Source organism: Vicinamibacterales bacterium (assembly GCA_036496585.1).
GTDB lineage: Bacteria > Acidobacteriota > Vicinamibacteria > Vicinamibacterales > 2-12-FULL-66-21 > JAICSD01.
This window is the reverse complement of the sequence record DASXLB010000081.1, coordinates 1-20,972: the sequence shown is the minus strand read 5'-3', so window position 1 is coordinate 20,972 and position 20,972 is coordinate 1. Positions and strand designations below refer to the sequence as shown.

Genomic DNA, 20,972 nt, shown 5'->3' with positions numbered 1-20,972 from the left:
GGCCAGGTTGCCCCGACGCCGAGGGATCGACGCCGCAACGGTCCGTCACACCGCCGCGAAGTGGCCGGGTCCGATCTGCCTGAGCGCGGCACGGCGATCGAACGAGGCGGGATCCAGCACCAACCGCGTCCGCCGCGTGTCGGGATCCGGCACCGGGATCGCCGATAGGAGCGCCTGCGTGTAGGGATGCTGGGGCGCGGCGAAGAGCGTCGCGGTGTCGCCCATCTCGACGATCCGCCCGCGATACATCACCGCCACGCGCGCGCAGAGGTGTTCGACGAGCCGCAGGTCGTGCGCGATGAACAGGCAGGTCAGCGCGAGCTGCTGACGCAGGTCCATCAGCAGGTTGACGATCTGTGCCTGCACCGACACGTCGAGCGCCGACACGGGCTCGTCGGCGACGATCAGCTTGGGACCGAGCGCCAGCGCCCTGGCCAGGCCGATCCGCTGTCGCTGGCCGCCGCTGAATTCGTGCGGATAGCGTGACAGGTGATCCCGGTCGAGGCCGACCAGCTCGAACAATCGTGTCACCCGCGCCCGCCGCTCGTCGCGCGATCCCAGGCGGTGGATGACGAGCGGTTCCTCGACGATGTCGGCGGCCCGCATGCGGGGGTTGAGCGACGAGTAGGGGTCCTGGAAGACGATCTGCATGTCCCGCCGCGCGGCCCGCAGCTCGGCGCGCGACAGCTTCAGCACGTCCCGGCCGTCGAAGACGACCTCCCCCGACGTCGGCTCGATGAGACGCAGGATGCATCGCGCCGTCGTCGTCTTGCCGCTGCCCGACTCCCCGACCAGCCCGAAGGTGTCCCCTCGATCGATCGTGAAGCTCACGTCGTCGACCGCCCGTGCCGGATCGCCCGCGCCGAAGAATCGCTCGCCGCGCGTGAATTCCCTGACGAGGTGGCGCACCTCGAGCAGCGCCATCAGCGCGCGTCCTCGGCCACGATCTCGGGGTCGACCGCGGGCGAATAGAGGAAGCAGCGTGTCTCGCGCGGACCGGCTGTCGGATGTCCGTTATCGGGTGTCGGACGCAGTCGTGTCAGACCCGGCAGCGCCGTGTCGCAGGGCTCGAAGCGCGCGGCGCAGCGGGGATTGAACGGGCAGCCACGGGGAAACCGTCCGAGCGCCGGGACGGCCCCGGGAATCGCCGCCAGCCGCGTGCCCGGCCGACCTTCCGGAGACGAGGCCAGCAGCCCTCGCGTGTACGGGTGCCGGGCGTCGCGGAAAATGTCGCGCACGCGGCTCTGCTCGACGATGTGCCCGGCGTACATCACCGCCACGCGATCGGCCATCTCGGCGACGATGCCGAGGTCGTGGGTGATGAGCAGGAGGGCCAGCCCGAGCCGGTCGCGCAGCCCGCGCAGCAGGTCGAGGATCTCGGCCTGGATCGTCACGTCGAGCGCGGTCGTCGGCTCGTCGGCGATGAGCAGCGGAGGATTGCAGCAGATCGCCAGGGCGATCATCGCACGCTGGCGGAGGCCGCCCGAGAGCTGATGGGGATAGTCGTGCACCCGCCGGGTGGGATTGGGTATGCGGACGGCCTCGAGCAATTCGATGGCCCTGGCGCGCGCCTCGGCTCCGCGTGCGAGGCCGTGCACCGCCAGCGTCTCCTCGATCTGGTTGCCGATGGTGAATACGGGATTCAGCGCGGCAGCCGGCTCCTGGAAGACCAGCCCGATGCCGGGCCCCCGCACCCGACGCAGCTCGTGTTCCGGCAGCGTCAGCAGGTCGCGTCCCCGAAAGACGATCCGGCCGGCCGTCACGCGTCCCGGCGGCGGCACCAGCCTGAGGATCGACATCGCGGTGACCGTCTTGCCGCTGCCGGACTCGCCGACGAGGCACAGCGTTTCGCCGGCGTCGAGGTGGAAGCTCACGTCCGATACAGCCGCCGCCGGACCTTCCGCGAGGTCGAACACCGTGGTCAGGTGTTCGACCTGGAGGAGGCTGAGGCCGTCAGCGGTGGGCCGGTTATCGGCCATCGGACTCCCGGTGTTCGCCAAAGACCGCGCGCATCGCATCGGCGATCTCGCCGACGGTCGCCTGCGCTTCGACGGCGTGAATGATCGGCGGCACCAGGTTGTCGCCGCCGCGCGCGGCCGCCGTCACGCCGTCGAGCGCGGATCGCCAGTCGGCGTCGGACCGTGACGCCCGCACCTGACGGACCCGTTCGACCTGCCGTCGTTCCACCTCGGGGTCGATCCGCAGCGTCTCGATCCCTTCGCCCTGAGCGGCGGACGCGGTCCCCGGCCGCGGCTCGCTCTCGAACCGGTTCACGCCAACGATCACCTGCTCGCCCGCATCCACGCGCCGTTGCGCCGCGTAGGCCGCGTCCTGGATCTCGCGCTGCACGAAGCCGGTCTCGATCGCCGCGAGCGTGCCGCCCAGCGCCTCGATGCGCTCGATCAGCGCGCGGGCCTCACGCTCGATGCGGTCGGTCTGCGCCTCGATCTCCGTCGAGCCGCCGACCGGGTCGACCGTATTGGCGACGCCGCTCTCGCGGGCGAGGATCTGCTGGGTGCGCAGGGCGATGCGCGCCGACTCCTCGGTCGGAAGCGCCAGCGCTTCGTCGCGGCCGTTGCAGTGCAGCGACTGGGTGCCGCCAAGCACCGCCGCGAGCGCCTGAACCGCGACGCGGACGATGTTGTTGTCGGGTTGCTGCGCGGCGAGCGTGCTGCCCGCCGTCTGCGTGTGGAACCGCAGCTGCTGAGCGCGCGGCGTGCGCGCGTGGAACCGGTCGCGCATCAGGTGTGCCCAGAGCCGCCGCGCCGCCCGGAACTTGGCGATCTCCTCGAGGAAGTCGTTGTGCGCGTTGAAGAAGAACGACAGACGCTGGCCGACGCGGTCGGCGTCGAGCCCGGCGTCGAGCGCCGCCTGCACGTAGGCGATCGCGTTGGCGAAGGTGAACGCGACCTCCTGCACCGCCGTCGAGCCCGCCTCGCGGATGTGGTAGCCGCTGATCGAGATCGTGTTCCAGTTCGGCAGCTCGCGGTCGCAGAAGGCGAAGATATCGGTGACGATGCGCAGCGAGGCGCGGGGCGGATAGATGTAGGTGCCGCGCGCGACGTATTCCTTGAGGATGTCGTTCTGAATGGTTCCCGACAGGGCGGCGGGATCGACCCCCTGGCGTCGCGCCACCACGACGTAGAGCGCGAGCAGGATCACCGCGGTGGCGTTGATCGTCATCGACGTCGACACGCGATCGAGCGGAATACCGGCGAAGAGCGCCTCCATGTCGGCGATCGAGTCGATGGCCACTCCGACCCGGCCGACCTCTCCCTCCGCAAGGCGGTGGTCGGAGTCGTAGCCCATCTGCGTCGGCAGGTCGAAGGCCACGCTGAGTCCGCTGACGCCGTTGTTCAGGAGGTAGTGATACCGGCGATTGGACTCGGCCGCGGTCCCGAACCCGGCGTACTGGCGCATCGTCCAGACGCGCCCGCGGTACATCGTGGGCTGGATGCCGCGGGTGAATGGAAAGAATCCGGGCAGTTCATCCATTGACAGTGGTATTTCGAGAGTTTACAATGTTCGCAGTTTTCCCACGCTCCAAACCCTTCATATGATTCACTTTGGCGCCCGAATGCTACCGCCAGCCCCCGGCGGTCGGCTTCGGCTCAGGCCTCCGGTGATCCCAGCTCCGGCGGCGCCACTCATCGTTGAGGAGGTCTCGCATGGATGACGTCGTGAACCGAATGGCCAAAGAGCTGTCCGACGCCATTGCTGCCGCGGTTGCCGAGGACGCGCGCGTGGAAGCATGCCGCGAAAAGGCGCGCGCGGCGGGTTTCGAGCTGCGTCTCTCGCTCGAGGCAATCATCGGATTCGTGAGCCGGACCAACCCGGGCGCGCTCGCCCGCACGACGGTGCCCGCGGTGGCGCAGAAATCGGCCGCCGTTCCCGTCCAGCGCCGCCAGTTCGAGATCAGCGCCAACGATCGACGTTTCCTTCGCTCGCTGCGTATCGCGGCCGACGAAACGCAGGAGAAGGAAGTCGAATAGAAGGACGCGAAGGATACGAAGGAACCGAAGGAACGGCCGCTTGGAATTGCCAGGCGGCCGTTTTGCGTCATGAGCGAGACACGTGCGCGCGCCGATCTGCATGTTCATACGCGCCATTCGCGCGTCAGCGGCACGCTGCGGGCGCTGCGCAGCCGTGACTGCTATTCCGATCCGTTCGCGGCCTATGCCGCCGCCAAGGCTCGCGGCATGCAGATTGTCACCTTCACCGACCACGACTCGATCGACGGTTGCCTCGAGTTTCTCTCGCGCTATCCGGACGCGACCGATTTTCTGGTCGGGGAGGAAGTCTCGTGCCGGATGGCCGACACCGGCCTTCAGGTGCACCTCGGCGTCTACGGCACCAGCGAGTCGGCTCACGCCGAGCTTCAGCGGTTGCGCGGCGACGTGTTCGAAGCGATGGCCTTTCTGCGCGCCAGCGGCACGTTCTTCGCGCTGAACCATCCGTTCTTCTTCTTCCGGCACCAGGTTCCGCTCGACGACTATCTGCGGCTGCTGGCGATGGCGCCGGCGGTGGAAGTGCGCAACGGGACGATGCTGCGCGGCCACAACACGCTCGTGGCGGAGCTGTGGAGCAGGCTCGGAGGGGCGGCGCCGGCGGTGACGGCCGGCAGCGACGCTCACACGCTGCGGCGCATCGGCCGGACGTGGACGGAGGCTCCGGGCACGACGGCGGCGGAGTTCCTCGCCAGCCTGCGCGCCGGCGCCGGCCGCGCGGGCGGCGACCACGGCTGGTCGGGCACGGTCGCCGCCGATGCCTACGGGGTGGTCGCGCGCTACGCGGCGAGCATCTTCGGATACGGCCCGCGCGATCACTACGGCTGGCACCGGCTGATGTGCGCGGCGTGCGTCGTCGCGTCGCCGCCGGCGCAGTTCCTTCCCGCGGTGATCGCCGTGAGGGGAAAGGTCGAGGAGCGGCGTGTCGTCGCCGCGATCGCGGCCACGCTCGGCCGCGAGCAGACGGGGCTGCCGTCAGAGCGGCCAGGCCCGCGGCCCGTTTCCCCGGCGCCCCGGCCCCAGTCCTAGGTTCTTGCGGCGCTCTGTGCCGCGACCGCCGCCGCCGCTTTCGCGGCCGCTTCCGGATCGCCCAGGTAATAGTGCCGGATCGGCTTCAGCTTGTCGTCCAGTTCGTAGACGAGCGGGATGCCGGTCGGAATGTTCAGCTCGACGATCGCCTGTTCGCCGATCTGGTCGAGGTATTTCACGAGCGCCCGCAGGCTGTTGCCGTGCGCGGCGATCACCACGCGGCGGCCGCCCTGGATCGCCGGCGCGATCGTCTCGTGCCAGTAGGGCAGGAATCGCGCGACGGTGTCCTTGAGCGATTCCGACGCCGGAATCTCCGATGGTGTCAGGTTCGCATAGCGAGGATCGCGTCCGCTCCAGCGGTCGTCGTCCGGCGTCAGCGGCGGCGGCGGGATGTCGTAGCTGCGGCGCCAGATCTTCACCTGGTCCTCGCCGTGCTTCGCCGCCGTCTCCGCCTTGTTCAGGCCCTGCAGCGCGCCGTAGTGGCGCTCGTTCAGCCGCCAGTGCTTGGTCACCGGGATCCACAGCAGGTCCATGCCGTCGAGCGCGATGTCCAGCGTTTTGATGGCGCGGCGCAGCATCGAGGTGAACGCGAGGTCGAAGGCGAAGCCGGCCTCCTTCATCAGCCGGCCGGCCTCGTGCGCTTCCGCGCGGCCCTTCTCCGACAGGTCGACGTCCTTCCAGCCGGTGAAGCGGTTTTCCTGGTTCCAGAGGCTTTCGCCGTGGCGGAGCAAGACGACCTTGAACATGGGGGATGTGGAAATGTGGAAATGTGGAAATGGGGAAATGGGGAAATGTGCGTTACGCGAGCTGTTTCAGGGCGGCCTTGCCGGCGTAGCGGGCGGCGGCGCCGAGCTGTTCTTCGATCCGCAGCAGTTGGTTGTATTTGGCGACGCGATCGGTACGGCTGGCCGAGCCCGTCTTGATCTGGCCGGCGCTCGTCGCAACGGCGAGGTCGGCGATCGTCGTATCTTCGGTCTCGCCGGACCGGTGCGAGATGACGCTGGTGTAGTGCGCGTCGCGCGCCATCGCCACGGCGTCGAGCGTCTCGGTGACCGACCCGATTTGATTCAGCTTCACCAGAATCGAGTTGGCGACCGACTCCTTGATGCCGCGGGCAAGAATCTCGGGGTTGGTGACGAAGAGATCGTCGCCGACGATCTGCACCTTGCCGCCGAGCGCGGTGGTGATCGCCTTCCAGCCGTCCCAGTCGCCCTCGCCGAGGCCGTCCTCGATCGAGACGATCGGGTACTGGCGCACCCAGTCCTCGTACATCGTGACCATCTCGTCGGCGGTGCGCGACGGCTCGCCCGACTTCTTGAATTCGTATTTCCGGTCCGCTTCGACCCAGAGCTCGCTGGCGGCCACGTCGAGCGCCATGTAGACGTTGCCGCCCGCCGTGTAGCCCGCCTGCGCGACCGCCTCGAGCACGACGTCAATCGCCTCGCGGTTCGACTTCAGGCTGGGCGCGAAGCCGCCTTCGTCGCCGACGCCGGTCGCGTAGCCCTTCTTCTTGAGGATGCCGCGCAGCGTGTGGAAGATCTCGGCGCCCATCCGCAGACCCTCGGCGAACGAGGCGGCGCCGACCGGCATGACCATGAATTCCTGGATGTCGACGCTGCTGTCGGCGTGGGCCCCGCCGTTGAGGATGTTCATCATCGGCACCGGCAGCAGCGTCGCCGGCGCCGCGGGATTCTTCTCGTAGAGCGAGGCGAGATGCGCGTAGAGCGGCTGGCCGGCGGCGACCGCGTTGGCGCGGGCCACCGCCATCGAGACGCCGAGGATGGCGTTGGCGCCCAGACGCCCCTTGTTGGGGGTACCGTCGAGCGCGATCATCCGCTCGTCGGTCGCGCGCTGGGCTGCCGCCGTCCCCGTGATCGCGGCGGCGATTTCGCCGTTCACGTGCGCGACCGCCTTGGTCACGCCCTTGCCGAGGTAGCGCCGCTGGTCGCCGTCGCGCAGTTCCAGCGCTTCGCGCACGCCGGTGGACGCGCCCGACGGCACCGCCGCGCGCCCGGTGACCTTACCATCGAGCGTGACATCCACTTCGATCGTCGGATTGCCACGCGAGTCGAGAATCTCCCTGCCCTTCACGCCGGTAATCTGCATGCGCTCCTCGTGTCGTTTCATTATGGCGGATTCACCGAGACCGGACCTGGAAGGGGCCGGCTTCAGTCCTCCGGACGGCGATTCTTCTGCGACGTGACGGCTTCGCGATGGTCTCGAGGCAGGCCGGGCCTCGAGGCCCGGCGCGGCGTGAGCCGTCTGGGTTACGACCCGCCCCTGCCGTCGAATTCGGCTTCGTTCTTGAGGGCCTCGTCGCCGATCGGCGACAGGAACGGCTCGTCCTCTTTCGTCACCACCACGATGCCGCGGTCGGTGACGGTGTGGCGGCGTCGGTCTTCGTCCTCGTTGAACCCGATCGACGCGCCGCGCGGGATGAAGACGTCGCGATCGATGATTGCGCGCCGGATGCGGGCGTGGCGGCCGACGCGGACGCCCGGCATCAGGATGCTGTCTTCCAGCGTGCAGAAGCTGTGGACGCGGACGTTGGGGCAGAGCACGCTGCCGCGGATGGTGCTGCCCGAGATGATGCAGCCGGCTGAGATCAGCGAGTCGAGCGCCTCGCCGACCCGCCGGCCGCTGTCGGCGAACACGAATTTCGCCGGCGGCGCCTGCACCTGGTGCGTCCGCACCGGCCACTCCGGGTCGTAGAGATTGAACTCCGGATTGACGTGGCACAAGTCCATGTTGGCTTCGTAGTAGGCGTCGAGCGTGCCGATGTCGCGCCAGTATTTCGAGGCCTTCTTGTTTTCGTCGTAGAAGCGGTAGGCGTAGACCGGCCCGTTTGCGATCAGCCCCGGGATGATGTCCTTGCCGAAGTCGTGGCTCGTCGCGTTGCGCGCGTCGTCTTCGAGCGCCGGTACGAGCACGTTCATGTCGAAGATGTAAATGCCCATCGACGCGAGGTGCTGTCCGGGCGGCAGGTCGGTCGGCTTCTCGAGGAAGCCGGTCAGCCGGTCCTCGCCGTCGACCTGCAGGATGCCGAAGCGGTTGGCGTCGGCGGCATCCACTTCGATCACGGCCAGCGTCGCGGCCGCGCCGCGCTCGAGATGGAAGCGCAGCATGCGCGCGTAGTCCATCTTGTAGACGTGATCGCCCGACAGGACGATCAGGTGGCGCGGCCCTTCGCGCTGGATCGAATAGAGGTTCTGGTAGACGGCGTCGGCCGTCCCCTGATACCAGTGCTCGCCGACCCGCTTCTGGGGGTGGAGCACCTCGACGAATTCCCCCAGTTCGTCCGCCACGATGCTCCAGCCGAACCGGAGGTGCCGGGTGAGCGACAGCGATTTGTACTGCAGCGCGATGAAGATCTTGCGCAGCCCCGAGTTCAGGCAGTTGCTGAGGGTGAAGTCGATGATGCGGTAGGGCCCCCCGAAATAGACGGCCGGCTTGGCCCGTTCACGGGTCAGGGGATAGAGGCGTTCCCCCACGCCTCCCGCCAGCACCATGGTTACGACATCGTCAAGCACAGATCGCCGATTCTAGCGTCTTTTGCCCCCTCCCGGGCTTTGACTTTCGGTGGGACCGGCATATGATCGAGCGGGCAAGGAGTCATGATGCTGTTGGCGTGTCGGAGGGGTGGGTTGGTGCGGGCCGGATTCGCCGTCGCGTTGTCGCTCGTCTGCGGAACGCTGGTGTTCGCCCAGAAGAAGGGGGACCAGAAGCCGGACGCCGCCACGTCCCAGCAACAGGCGCAGAACCAGGAAATCTCGACCGTGATGCAGGCGGCCGACGCCGCCATGGCGACGCCGCCGGCGTCTTCCGACATCCCGATTCAGGTCCAGACCGATTTCCTGAAAGCGATGCAGGGGCGGATCTGGGTGCCGCTGACGCTCACGATCGACCCGACGAAGGTGCAGCCCGGTCCCGTGACGCTCTACGTCCGGGTGGCGCCGCGCGGCATGGCCACCCCCGCGCCGCCGACGGCGCCGGTCCCGGATCCGGCGGCCGCCAAGGACTCGAAGAAGAAGCCCGACAAAAACGACAAGAGCAAGGACAAGAACGCCGCCCCGGCTCCCGCCGCGCCGTCGTACCCCTACGAAGACGTCACGTTCATGGAGCTCAAGCCGCCGGCCGCGGGAATGCCGTTCCGCATCCAGCGGGGGATCGGCGTGCCGTCCGGGAGCTACGACCTCTATGTCGTGCTGCACGATCGCGCGTCGGGCGGCAAGCTCGGCGTGCTCCGGCAGCCCCTCGAGGTGCCCAACTACTCGACCGGCGAGCTGATGACCAGCAGCATCATCCTGGCGCAGCACGTGAACCAGCTGACGGCGCCGGTGCCGACCGATCAGCAGTCGGAACACCCCTACGCCTTCGGCCAGACGGAGATCGAAGCCTCGTCTGATCGCAAGTTCAAGAAGTCCGACGAGCTGATCGTGCTCTTCCAGATCTACAACGCGAACGTCACGGCCGAAAAGAAGTTCAGCCTCGAGGCGACCTACACGTTCTACAAGCAGGACGCCGGTGGCGAGAAGCGGTTCAACAGCACCGAGCCGCAGCCGCTCAACAACGACACGATGCCGCCCGGGTTCGACCCGACGAGCGGCAGCAGCAGCATCCAGGCCGGGCAGGGGATCCCGCTCCAGAGCTTCGGCGACGGCAACTACCGCCTGGAGATCAAGATCACCGACAAGCAGAACGGCAAGGTTCTCACGCAGAGCACGACCTTTACGGTGGCGCCGTAGTTTTTTCAGCCGGAGGCTTCATGTTTCGCCTCACCGGTCTCTTCGCGGCGGCGGCAATCGGATTGACGGCAACGTCGGCGTCTGCCCAACCGGCAGTCCCCTCGATGCAGCAGGTCCACCTGCTGCTCGGCGGCATCCAGGGCGTCGTCATCGACGAGCGCGGCGGACCGCTCGTCGGCGCGATGGTCTCGGCGCTCGGCGTCACCTCGGCGATGGCCACCACCGACGGGCGCGGCCACTTCGTCATCCAGCCGCTGCCCTCGGGGCAGTACGTCCTCCGCGTCAACCATGCCGGCTATGTGTCCGCGCGCCGCGAGGGCGTCCGCGTCGGGACGCTCGCCGCAGACGTCGACCACATCCAGATGCGACGCGCCGACGCCGATGCGCTGGCCGCTCGCCCGATCCTCACCGCCGGTGTCGCGGTGACGCCGGCGACCGACACCACGACGGCGGACGAGGGAGACAGCCACAGCGAGACGGCGTGGCGGCTTCGCCACGTCAAGCGCAGCGTGCTGAAGGACAGCGGCTCGCCCGTCACCGTCGCCGACGCCGCCGCGGATCAGCCGATTCCCGAGGCCGGTTCGATCTTCGGACGTGCCGTCGACGGCGCCGCCACCGCAGCCGCCAATTTCTTCACGACGACGCCGTTTTCGGGTGAGGTCAACCTGCTGACCAGCTCGTCGCAGGCGTCGACCACGCCGTTCTTCGTGAGCGACCTCGCGCCGCGCGGCATCGCCTATCTCTCGATCGGCGCGCCGGTGGCGAACGGGCGCTGGGACGTGCGCGCCTCGATGAGCCAGTCGGACGTGGCGGCGTGGATCGTCGCCGGGTCGTTCCACACACGCATCGCCACGGCGCACGACTCGGCCTTCGGTGTCTCGTACAGCACGCAGCAGTATCAGAATCCTGAGCTTCGCCCGGTCGGGCTCGGCCGCGCTGCCGACGACTCGCACGCCGTCGGCGAGATCTACGGCGGCGACCACTGGACGCTCTCGCCGAGCCTCGCGCTCGACTACAGCGCCCGCTACGCGCACTACGACTACCTGCACCAGCGCTCGCTCATTAGTCCCATGGTCGGCGTGACGCTGACGCCGATGGACAGCCACACGCATCTGGACGTGCACATCGCGCAGCGCATGCTCGCGCCAGGGGCGGAGGAGTTCCTCGCGCCGTCGCTCGTCGGCCCATGGCTGCCGCCCGAGCGGACCTTCGCTCCGCTCGAGGGGCAGGATCTGCGCGTCGAGCGGGCGCGTCTGCTCGACATCGGTCTCGACCACCAGTTCAACGGTGCCTACGTGGTTGGCGTGCGGCGCTTCCAGGAGAACGTCGACAATCAGCTCGTCACGCTCTTCGGTGTGCCGGTTGACGGAGGCCCGGAGTCGCCCGGCCACTACTTCGTCGCCAGCGCCGGATCGTTTGCGGCTCAAGGCTGGGCGTTCCGGGTCGCGAGCGCGCCGACTCAGCTCGTGCGCGGTTCGATCGAATACAGCCTGTCGCGCGCCGACTGGCTGTCGCGCGGCGACATGGCGGCCATCGCCGTCTGGTCCCCCACGGCGATCCGGCCGCGGAGCGATGATATTCACGACTTGACGACGTCGCTCGAGACCGAGCTGCCGCAGACCTCGACGCGGTTGTTCGTGCTCTACCGCCTCAACAACGCCTTTGCCGGCGGCACTGATCCCCGGTCCGCCCCCGACTACCGCTTCGACGTGCAGGTGAATCAGGCGCTGCCGTTCATGCCGTTCAGCGGCACGGCGCGCTGGGAAGTGCTCGTCGGGCTCCGCAATCTGTTCCGCGATCCCGCCGACACCGCGTCGATCTACGACGAACTGCTCGTCACGCACCCGCCCAAGCGCGTCATTGGCGGCGTGCTGATCAAGTTCTGATTCACCTGGATCCCTCTCTGGCTCCAGTGCCTCTGGCGCACTCCAACGCGATGGACAAGTGTCCAAAAAATTGGACTCAACCGTTGTGCGGTTATGGTCTCGTGATATAAACACCTGCAAATTCAATGGTTTCCAGTGAAATGCCTGGCCTATGCCGGGTATGCGATTTGCTAGGCTCTGCTGGATACAACCCGTAGACATGACCAGCTCCTGGCAGCGCACACTCTGGCTCAAGTCGACCTCCACCATGATGGTGGTGGCGGCGCTGCTCGGCCTGGCTGCCCTGAATCTCTACGAGCGCGCGACGTGGTCCGAGGTCGAGGACGGCGTGCTGTGGCGGTCGCTCAACGGCGCCGTGGTCGCCGCGGAAATTGCGCCCGGAACGGCCGCCGAGCGGGCCGGCATCCAGCGCGGCGACATCCTTCTGGCGGTCGAGGGCAAAGAGGTGCTCGACGTCGAGGACGTCGTCGGCGTGCTGCACGGGAGTCAAGCCGGACGTCCGCTGCGCTACCTGGTGGCGCGCGCCGACGCGCGGGAGCAGCCGACGATCGAGGTCCAGCCGGTGCCGATGGGGGCGCGCGGTCCCTACTACGCGCTCGCCGCTGTCGGGATGTTCTCGCTGCTGGTCGGTGCCTCGGTGCGGCTGCGCCGGCCGGATCATCAGGCGACGCTGCATTTCTTCTGGCTGACGGTCGCCTTCTTCGGGATGATGGCGTTCTCGTACACGGGCAAGCTCGATGGGCCCGACTGGACGTTCTACTGGGGCGACCTCACTGCCGCGCTGATGCTGCCGCCGCTGTTCGTGCACTTTGCGCTCGTCTTCCCGGATCGGCCCGACGCGTGGGTGCGCAGCGACGCCGGGCGGCGGTTCATGCCGCTTCTTTACCTGCCGGCGCTCGCGCTCGGCGCGGTATCGGTGCTCGCGGTGATGAACGGGGCGACCCACGGCGAGATGCTGGCGCGGTTGACCGATCTCGTGCAGAGCGGTCAACTGCTCTACCTGGCCGTCTGCCTGATTGCCGGTCTGGCGATCATGATGCGCGCGCTCCGGCACGTGCGCTCGGTGACGGCGCGCCGGCAGCTGCGCTGGATCGTGTGGGGCAGCGCGATCGGCTCGGTGCCGTTCGCCTTCGGCTACGCGCTGCCGTTCGCGGTCGGGCTGCCGCCACTGCGGGGATTCGAGTACACGGCGCTGCTGCTCGGGCTGGTGCCGCTCGCCTTTGCCTCGGCGATCGTCCGCTACCGGCTGATGGACGTCGAGGTGATCATCAAGCGCGCGCTGGTCTACGCGGCGGCGCTGGCGGCGATCGCGGCGATCTACGGGGTGCTGCTGTGGACGGCGGAGCGGCTGTTCCTGAAGGACTCCGATCAGCGCAATCCGCTCATCGCGCTGCTGGCGACGCTGGTCGTCGTGTTGTTGTCGCGGCCGGTGAAGAACGCGATTCAGGCGGGGCTGGACCGTGCCTACTATCGCGATCGTTACGACTACCGGCGCGCGCTGGTCGGCTTCGCGCGCGATCTCAACAGCGATCTCGATCTGCAGCGGCTCAGCGAGCGGCTGGTCACCAGGGTGATGGAAACGCTGCTGGTGGATCGGATCGCGCTGATGCTGGCGCCGGTGTCCGCCGGCGCCGAGCTCGCCGGCGGTTTCACGACGATCGCCCACGCCGGCTTCGTCGATCTGGTGCCGCCGCTGCGCGGCAACTCCGAAGTGGCGACGCGGCTGATCGCCGGACACACGCTCTCGCTCGACGACAACCTGCCGCTGCGACGCATCGACATGCGCGAGGTCGAGTACTGGCGCGAGGCGGGGATCCACTACTTCGTGCCGTGCGTCTCGAAGGAAGGGACGATTGCGGTGATGGCGCTGGGCCGGAAGCTGGCGCCGCCGGAGGCGGTGTCGGCGAAGCCGCGCCGCGGCGAAGGCGGGGAGCCGCTGAGCAGCGAAGACATGTCGCTGCTCTCGGCGGTGGCCGCTCAGGCGGCGATCGCGCTGGAGAACGGCCGCCTCTACCGCCAGTTGCGCACCAAGGCCGACGAGCTCGAGCGCATGCGCCAATTCAGCGAGAACATCCTCGAATCGCTGAACGACGGGCTCGCGGTGCTCGATCGCAACGGCCGTGTGGTGCGCTGGAACCGGCCGATGGAGGAGCTCTACGGCGTCCGGCATGAACAGGCGGTCGGGCGCGCGCTCGGCGACCTGTTCGACACCGACGTCGTGGCGCTGCTGCGCGGCGCGGCCGACGGCGCGGCCTACTACAAGATCCCGATGCGCAGCCGGCACCAGCCGGCGCGCCGGTTGCTGGTGAACATCGGCACGACGCCGCTGCGCGACTCCCACGCCGGCGTCGCCGGCACCATCGTCGTCGTCGAAGACATCTCGTCGCGCGTCCAGCTCGAAGAGCAGCTGCAGATCTCCGAGAAGATGGCGTCGATCGGGCTGCTCGCGGCCGGCGTCGCCCACGAGGTCAATACGCCGTTGACCGGCATCTCGAGCTTCACCCAGATGCTCCTCGAAGGGGCCAGCCCCGACGACCCGAAGACGGCGGTGCTCGAGAAGATCGAGCGGCAGACCTTCCGCGCCGCGAAGATCGTCAACGGCCTGCTGAACCTGGCGCGGCCGGCGCAGGTCGACAGCGGTCCGTGCGACGTCAACGGCGTCATCAACGACGTGCTGTCTCTGCTCGAGCACCAGCTCAGGAACGGCAGCATCCAGGTGCGCAAGGAGCTGGCTTCGACCGCGCCGGTCGTGCAGGGAATCGAGCACAAGCTGCAGCAGGTCTTTCTCAACCTCTTCCTGAACGCACGTGATGCGATGCCCAAGGGAGGCTGGCTGACCATCGTGACGCGGCAGCAGCACGGCGCCGCCCTGATCGAGATCGCCGACACCGGGTCGGGTATTCCGGCCGAACAGCTGTCGCGCATCTACGATCCGTTCTTCACCACCAAGGCGATCGGGCAGGGGACCGGTCTCGGCCTGTCGATCACCTACGGGATCGTCCAGGAGCACGGCGGCACGATCAGCTGCGAGAGCCAGGTCGGGCAGGGCACGCGCTTCTCCATCCAGCTGCCGCTGGCCGAGGCCGTGCCGCAGGCACTCGCCGCGGGTCAAATTCGATGAGTGAGCGCGCCACCGTCCTCGTCGTCGACGACGAGGAGATCATGCGGGAGATTCTCGAGGCGCTGCTGACCCGCGAGGGTTATCAGGTCCGCCTCGCCGCGACCGCGGAGGACGGTCTGGAGCTCGCCCGCCGAGGGCCGCTCGACGCGGCGATCGTCGACGTGATGCTGCCCGGCATGAACGGCGTGCGGGTGCTCGACGAGCTGAAGAAGATCGACGAGGACCTGCCGGTGCTCATGATCACCGCATTTGCCTCGGTGGAAAACGCGATCGCCGCGATGAAGCGCGGCGCCTTCGACTACATCAGCAAGCCGTTCAAGAACGACGAAGTGCTCGCCGTGCTGCGCAACGCCCTGGCGCAGCACCGGCTGGTCGCCGAGAACCGCGCGCTGCGCCAGAACCTGCAGGCGCACGCCAACCACTTCGGCGAGATCATCGGCAAGAGCGGCCGGATGCGGCAGGTCTTCGACCTGATCATCCAGGCGGCGCCCAGCCGCACCACGATCCTGATCAACGGCGAGAGCGGCACCGGCAAGGAACTGGTGGCGCGTTCGCTGCACCAGAACTCGGCGCGCTCCGATCGCGCCTTCATCACCGTCAACTCGGGCAGCCTGCCCCCCGATTTGCTGGAATCCAACCTGTTCGGCCACGTCAAAGGCGCGTTCACCGGCGCCGTCTACCCCAAGAAGGGGCTGTTCGAGCTCGCCGACAAGGGGACGATTTTCTTCGACGAGATCGGCAACATTCCGATCGAGACGCAGGCCAAGCTGCTGCGCGTGATCCAGGAGCGCGAGTTCATGCGGCTCGGCGGCGTCGAGACCATCAAGGTCGACGTGCGGATCATCGCCGCCACCAACGTCGATCTGAAGAAGATGATGGAGGACGGGAAGTTCCGGGAGGACCTCTTCTACCGTCTGCACGTGATCACCGTGCAGCTGCCGCCGCTGCGCGAGCGCAAGGACGACATCGCGCTGCTGGTGCAGCATTTCATCGAGAAGTACGGCAAGGAGAACAACAAGCCGAACCTCGAGCTGACCGCCGAGGCGCTCGATCTGCTCTTCGACTACGACTGGCCGGGCAACGTGCGCGAGCTCGAGAACGTGATCGAGCGGGCCTCCGTGCTCAGCTCCGGGACGCGCATCGACGCCGACCTGATTCCGGATAACGTCCGCAACGGCCGTCGCTTCCAGATGCCGCAGTTCGTGGTGCCGCCGGAAGGCATCTCCTATCGCGACGCCGAGACGTCGTTCCAGCGCAACCTGATCGAGTCGGCGCTCGAGGCCGCCGGCGGCGTCCAGAAGCGCGCTGCCGAGCTCCTGCAGATCAAACCGACGACGCTCAACGAGATGATCAAGCGGCACGACATCCGGCCGCGCCGCAAGAAGGCCGGCGCACGGACCGACGAGCCCGATCCGCAGCCCGAGATCGTCGGCGCCGACGATCTCTGACCTCTCTGCAGCGTCAGTGGCGGTGGCCTATCGTCCTCGCAACTTCGCGAACATCCGCTCGTATTTCGAGATGATCACGTCCCACCGGTAATTGCGCTGGACGTAGGCGCGTCCCTGGCGCCCCATGGCGGCGCGCAGCCTGGGATCGGCCACCAGCATCTTCAGCGCTTCCACGAACTCGTCCCGATCGGCATAGTACAGGCCGGCGTTCGACTTCTGGCAGTGGTCGACGAGCACCTCGCTGCGCGCGTTGGCCAGGATCGGCGTGCCCACGGCAAAGGCTTCGAGCGCGAGCAGCGACAGGCTCTCGTACGGCGACGGGACGACGACCACCGTCGCGGCTTCGAGCGCCTGCAGGCGCTCGTTGTCGGGAAGCCGGCCGGCGAAGTGCAGGAATCGCTCTTCCGGCAGCGGCATCAGCTTCACGCCCATCAGCACGAGTGACGCGTCGCCGCCATCCTGCACGTACGCGCTGAAGTACTCGATCAGCTCCTCGCAGCCCTTGCCAGGATCGATGCGACCGCCGTAGAGCGCCATCGGCCCGTGCAGCCGATGACGGCGCTTGAACAACACGCCACGCCCGGCCAGGTGCGGCCGATAGCTCGGCGGCTGCTCGTCGTCCGGTATCGGCTCGTCGTCCTCGTCAAGCTCCTTCGATTCCTTCGGCTCCTTCGGCTCCTGCTCCTTCGGCTCCTTCGGTTCCTTGGTGTCCTTCGCTTCCTTCGGTTCCTTCCCAATCAGATCGACGCCGCAGCCAACCGTTTCCTCCTCGACCGCGCGAATCGAGAAGTGGGTCGTCAGGAAACGCCGCTCGACGTCGGTGTTGTAGGCGATGCCCGCCGGAGCGCTGAACATCTCCCGGTAGATTCCGAGATGGATCGCCGGCTCGTCGTGCGCGGTCGGCACGAGGATGCTCTTGTGGGGAGCCACGCGCACGCCGAGCACGGTCGGCGCGTAGAGATAAGTCATGAAAATCAGCACGTCGTACTGCTGGTGGTGACGTTCGACGTAGTCCACCAGCGCCGGGCACCACGGCCCCTGCTGCTTGAGCCACTCCATCTCGTCGTCGCGCGTGTGCGCGTTGTTGAAGATCCACTCGGAGTAGCGGTTGAACGACTCGAGGTCGCGCGTCCGCGCGTTGGCGAAGCGGCGCACCGTCACGCCGCGCACCCGATCCGCCCCTTCCGGGTATTCGTTCTTCCAGGTGATGTAGTCCTGCGCGCAGGTGGTCAGGACGTCGACCTGATGGCGGACGGCCAGCCGCTCGGCGATCAGCCGGCAGTGATACTCGGATCCGCCGAGGATCTCGGTACCGTAGCGTTGCACGACAAAGGCGATTCTCATGCTCAGCCGGGGGGCTTCGCCCCGCCGGACCCTCCTACGCGGTCGCTCGCGGGGACGCCGTGTCCCGCTCCGCTCCCGCGGTTCGCTCGCGTGGCTCGCTCACACGAGGTTTTCCAGAATTTGCGCCAGCCGCGCCGCGGTCTTCGCCGGCGCGAAGTCACGGACGCGGCGACGCTGTCCCTCGATCACTCCCTGGCGCACGCCGCGATCGTACACGACGCTGCCCACGAGTTCGGCCGCGACCTCGAGGTCCTTCGGCGCGAACAGCATCCCGGCGCCGCCCAGCGTTTCCGGCACCGCGCCGGCCGCGTAGGCGACGATCGGCACGTCGGCCGCCATCGCTTCGACGAGTGGCACGCAGAACCCTTCGTGCTCGCTGAGCGATACGTAGACGTCGGCCCAGCGATAGAACGCCGCCAGATCCTCGTCGGGCACCGGCCCGGTGAACCAGAACCGATCCGGCAGGTCCTCGTACTGCGCGAGCAGCGCGCGGATCTGATCGTAGTACGCCGGGATGCCGTCGTAGCGGCCGACGAAGATGAAGCGGTAATAGGCGTCGACGTAGCGCTTGTAGATCTCCGCCAGTCGGATGTGATCTTCGATCCGCTTGTTGGGGACGATGCGGCCGACGAAGAGGATGTTGATCAGGCCGTCGGCGAGAATCGTCTCCAACGCCGGACGCGGCGGTGCCCCGACCAGCCGCTCGAGATTGACGGCGATCGGCATGACCCCGGTCCGCGTGAATCCGAGCGCCTCGAGCTCCTGCCGGTTGAACTCGGAATCGCCGAGCGCGACGTCGACGCGGCCGGCGAGCGTGGCGAGCTCGCGGCGGCCGAGCGCCGCCAGCCGGAACAATCCCGGGTCGTAGGCCGCGAAGAACGCCGCCGGCGTGATGTTGTGGTACTGCAGCACCTTGACACCGCGCAGCCCGGCAAACGCCTCGGTCATCGGCGAGGGCAGTGCGAAGTGGAAGATGGTGACGTCCCCACGCCTGGCGCCAGGATCGGCGAACGGCCGCGCCTCGGTGCGCATGTCGTCGTCGATCGTCAGCGCGAAGATTTCCGAGTCGTGCCCCATCGCGCGCAGCAGATCGCGCACCTGGCGGGCGCTGTCGCCGATGGCGTCGCCGCGATGCGCGGCCGGTACCCACTGGTGGATCTTCACGAGGGTGTACCCCCCTCCGCCTTCCGGCCCGCGTCCTCCGCAGGCAGCGCGCGGTAGATCGCCGGGCGGAACTGGCGGAGCTCCTCCAGGCGGTCCGCCTGGTCGAACATCGGCCAGAAGTCGTACGGCACGTCCGGCGCCGGCCGCGGCGGCGTGGCGATCACGTCGTCGACGAAACGCAGGAGCGTGCCGTCGAAATCCCTGGCCAGCAGGCGCGCCAGCGCGGCGTCCTGGCTGGCGACGATGGCGTCTTCGAGACTGGCGTCGTCGAGCACCGCCGACATCAGCCGCGCGACTTCGAACGGATCCTTCAGGTCGTAGAGCACGCCGCCGCCGTCCATGGTCGCCGGTACGGCGGTGGCGGCGTAGGCGAGGACCGGCACCTGCTTGTAGAAGGCCTCGATCAGCGGCACGCAGAAGCCCTCGTGCTCGCTGGCGCACAGGAAGAGGTCGGCGACGTCGTAGAGTGCCGTCAGCTCCTCGTTCGACACGTGGCCGAGGAAGTGGACGTCAGGCGTGCCCAGACGCGCCACCAGCCCGTTCAGCATCGCCAGGTAGCGCTCGAAGCCGCTGTGGGAGCCGACCAGCAGCAGCCGCGCGCGCGGATTGTACTTCGTCCGATAGACGTGAAACGCGCTGATCACGTCCTCGAACTTCTTGTTCGGGATCACGCGGCCCACGAACATCACATTCGTCCAGCCGTCGTCGAAGCGGTCGGCGGTCATGGTGTTCGGGGGGCGCTCGAGGTGCGCGAACCCCGGCACCACCGGCAGCACGCCGGTTCGGGCGAAGCCGAGCGCTTCGAGCTCCTGGCGGTTGTACTCGGAGTCGCCGAGCGCCAGCTCGCAGCGCGACACGTAGGCGGTCAGCTCGCGCCGGCCGCGGAAGCACAGCTTCACCAGGTCCTTGTGCACGCCGAGGAAGTACTCGGGCGGGGTGATGTTGTGGTAGACGAGCGCCATCCGACCTGGCAGCGCGTAGGCGGTTCGCGAGGCGCGCGAGCCAATCGAGAAGTGATGGATCAGCACGTCGTCGGCCGACACGCGGCCGACCATCTCGCGATAGTCGGTGGTCAGCTCCTCGAGGCGGCGGTCGGCTGTCTCGACGAAAATCTCCGACGAGTAGCCGGCGCCGCGCAGCACGCGCTGGATGCCGAGCACCTCGTGGCCGATGGCGTCGCCGTAGCCGAGCGTGGCGAGCACCTGATGGACGCACGGGCTCACGCCGACCGCCTCGAGTCCGATGTGCGACGCCCGCTCTCCGACGGCAGCGATGCCTCGAGTGCGGGTCCGGCCGGGATCTCACGGAGCAGGTCCCGGGCAGGCGGAATCTCCCGACGGCGGCGCGAGAAGAATCCCGGAACGGGCTCCATCGCGGCGCGGCCCGCGTCCCGCTGCAGCCGCTCGAACATCTCCAGGTATTTCCGCTCGATGATCGGCCATGCGTAGTGAGAGCGGAAGAACTCACGGCCGTTCTGCCCGAGGCGCGCGTTCAGCGGTCCGTTCGACTCGAGCGAGTAGAGGGCCTCGACGAATTCCTCGTAGCTCTCGTAGTAGAGGCCGGCGTTGCTGCGGATGCACTGCCCTTTGAGCACGTCGCAGCGGCCGTTGGCGAGCACCGGCTTGCCGAGCGCCCACGCTTCGAGCGCGACCATCGACAGGCTTTCGAAGTACGAGGGCATGATCAGCAGATCGGACGCGGCCAGCGCGTCGAACTTGTCTCGATCGTCGAGAAACCCGAGATGGTGGATCCGCGGGTGCCGCGGCACGTCGAGAATCGCGCTGCCGATCAGCACGAGATCCAGGCCGCGCGGGAAGGTCGCGGCGTAGCGCTGAAAGTGCGAGAAGAGCTCCGTGCACCCCTTGTTCTCGTCGATGCGGCCGATGTAGATCGCGAAGGGGCGGTTCAGGCGGTAGGCGCGGCGGAAGCGCGCGGCGTCGGTCCGTTCCGGCACGTCGGAGCCGACCCCGACGACCACGCCCGGCACGGCGGCGTTGTTCGAAACGGCGTTGATCATCGCCCGTTCCTCGGGCGAGTTGTACATCAACGCGCGCACGCCGCGGAAAACGGGGCCGAAGATCGAGAGCGCGACCGTTGGATCCCGCTCGGCGGTCGGCACGATCACCGCCTTGGCCGGGATACGGCGCGCCAGGTGCCAGGCGTGGTGATAGCGCGCGCTGAAGAGGAGCACGAAATCGTAGCCGGCGGCGTGCTGCTCGACGTAGTCG

16 protein-coding genes are annotated in these 20,972 nt (G+C 67.9%); 6 read left to right on the top strand and 10 right to left on the bottom strand.

Annotated features, from left to right (window positions below):
• Positions 1-45 precede the first annotated feature (45 nt).
• Genes VGI12_22740 through VGI12_22730 form a run of 3 tightly spaced genes read right to left on the bottom strand, consistent with a single transcriptional unit; the run spans position 46 to position 3,495 of the window.
• Positions 46-924: an ATP-binding cassette domain-containing protein gene (locus VGI12_22740; protein ID HEY2435505.1), complete on the bottom strand. Its 879-nt coding sequence runs from the start codon at positions 922-924 to the stop codon at positions 46-48.
• Complete coding sequence (locus tag VGI12_22735; GenBank protein HEY2435504.1) at positions 924-1,979, bottom strand: ABC transporter ATP-binding protein; 1,056 nt, start codon at positions 1,977-1,979, stop codon at positions 924-926. The genes VGI12_22740 and VGI12_22735 overlap by 1 nt, the downstream gene beginning before the upstream one ends.
• Positions 1,969-3,495, bottom strand: a complete 1,527-nt coding sequence (locus VGI12_22730) for a methylmalonyl-CoA mutase family protein (protein ID HEY2435503.1) — start codon at positions 3,493-3,495, stop codon at positions 1,969-1,971. The genes VGI12_22735 and VGI12_22730 overlap by 11 nt, the downstream gene beginning before the upstream one ends.
• 173 nt (positions 3,496-3,668) lie before the next feature.
• On the opposite strand from VGI12_22730, the gene VGI12_22725 reads away from it, so the two are divergent.
• Entirely contained in the window at positions 3,669-3,992 is a 324-nt protein-coding gene (locus VGI12_22725; protein HEY2435502.1) for a hypothetical protein, read from the top strand.
• A gap of 69 nt (positions 3,993-4,061) precedes the next feature.
• A complete protein-coding gene (locus tag VGI12_22720) occupies positions 4,062-5,036 on the top strand; it encodes a PHP-associated domain-containing protein (protein HEY2435501.1) in 975 nt (324 codons plus the stop codon).
• Here the strand turns inward: VGI12_22720 and gpmA are convergent.
• The 3 genes from gpmA to glgC all read right to left on the bottom strand — a co-directional run bounded on the left by gpmA (position 5,033) and on the right by glgC (position 8,566).
• A complete protein-coding gene (gpmA, locus tag VGI12_22715; GenBank protein HEY2435500.1) occupies positions 5,033-5,782 on the bottom strand; it encodes a 2,3-diphosphoglycerate-dependent phosphoglycerate mutase in 750 nt (249 codons plus the stop codon). The genes VGI12_22720 and gpmA overlap by 4 nt on opposite strands.
• A 52-nt stretch (positions 5,783-5,834) precedes the next feature.
• Positions 5,835-7,142: a phosphopyruvate hydratase gene (gene eno, locus VGI12_22710; GenBank protein ID HEY2435499.1), complete on the bottom strand. Its 1,308-nt coding sequence runs from the start codon at positions 7,140-7,142 to the stop codon at positions 5,835-5,837.
• A gap of 161 nt (positions 7,143-7,303) precedes the next feature.
• Positions 7,304-8,566, bottom strand: coding sequence for a glucose-1-phosphate adenylyltransferase (gene glgC, locus VGI12_22705; protein ID HEY2435498.1), 1,263 nt, complete (start codon positions 8,564-8,566; stop codon positions 7,304-7,306).
• Positions 8,567-8,683: 117 nt separating this feature from the next.
• On the opposite strand from glgC, the gene VGI12_22700 reads away from it, so the two are divergent.
• The 4 genes from VGI12_22700 to VGI12_22685 all read left to right on the top strand — a co-directional run bounded on the left by VGI12_22700 (position 8,684) and on the right by VGI12_22685 (position 16,236).
• Positions 8,684-9,781 carry a hypothetical protein gene (locus tag VGI12_22700; GenBank protein HEY2435497.1) on the top strand — a complete coding sequence of 366 codons (1,098 nt, stop codon included), beginning with the start codon at positions 8,684-8,686 and terminating at the stop codon, positions 9,779-9,781.
• A gap of 20 nt (positions 9,782-9,801) precedes the next feature.
• Complete coding sequence (locus tag VGI12_22695) at positions 9,802-11,667, top strand: TonB-dependent receptor (protein ID HEY2435496.1); 1,866 nt, start codon at positions 9,802-9,804, stop codon at positions 11,665-11,667.
• A 199-nt stretch (positions 11,668-11,866) separates the two neighbouring features.
• Positions 11,867-14,788 (top strand): ATP-binding protein, encoded by a 2,922-nt coding sequence (locus VGI12_22690; protein ID HEY2435495.1) that lies wholly within the window; start codon positions 11,867-11,869, stop codon positions 14,786-14,788.
• Entirely contained in the window at positions 14,785-16,236 is a 1,452-nt protein-coding gene (locus tag VGI12_22685) for a sigma-54 dependent transcriptional regulator (GenBank protein ID HEY2435494.1), read from the top strand. The genes VGI12_22690 and VGI12_22685 overlap by 4 nt, the downstream gene beginning before the upstream one ends.
• Before the next feature lie 27 nt (positions 16,237-16,263).
• Here the strand turns inward: VGI12_22685 and VGI12_22680 are convergent, their stop codons facing one another.
• From VGI12_22680 to VGI12_22665, 4 genes are all read right to left on the bottom strand, one after another.
• Positions 16,264-17,580: a glycosyltransferase family 4 protein gene (locus VGI12_22680; GenBank protein ID HEY2435493.1), complete on the bottom strand. Its 1,317-nt coding sequence runs from the start codon at positions 17,578-17,580 to the stop codon at positions 16,264-16,266.
• 99 nt (positions 17,581-17,679) lie between these two features.
• Positions 17,680-18,744, bottom strand: a complete 1,065-nt coding sequence (locus VGI12_22675) for a glycosyltransferase family 4 protein (GenBank protein ID HEY2435492.1) — start codon at positions 18,742-18,744, stop codon at positions 17,680-17,682.
• Positions 18,741-19,967, bottom strand: coding sequence for a glycosyltransferase family 4 protein (locus tag VGI12_22670; protein ID HEY2435491.1), 1,227 nt, complete (start codon positions 19,965-19,967; stop codon positions 18,741-18,743). The genes VGI12_22675 and VGI12_22670 overlap by 4 nt, the downstream gene beginning before the upstream one ends.
• Positions 19,964-20,972 (bottom strand): glycosyltransferase (locus tag VGI12_22665; protein HEY2435490.1); only part of this gene is annotated, 1,009 nt, incomplete at its 5' end. The genes VGI12_22670 and VGI12_22665, both read right to left, overlap by 4 nt.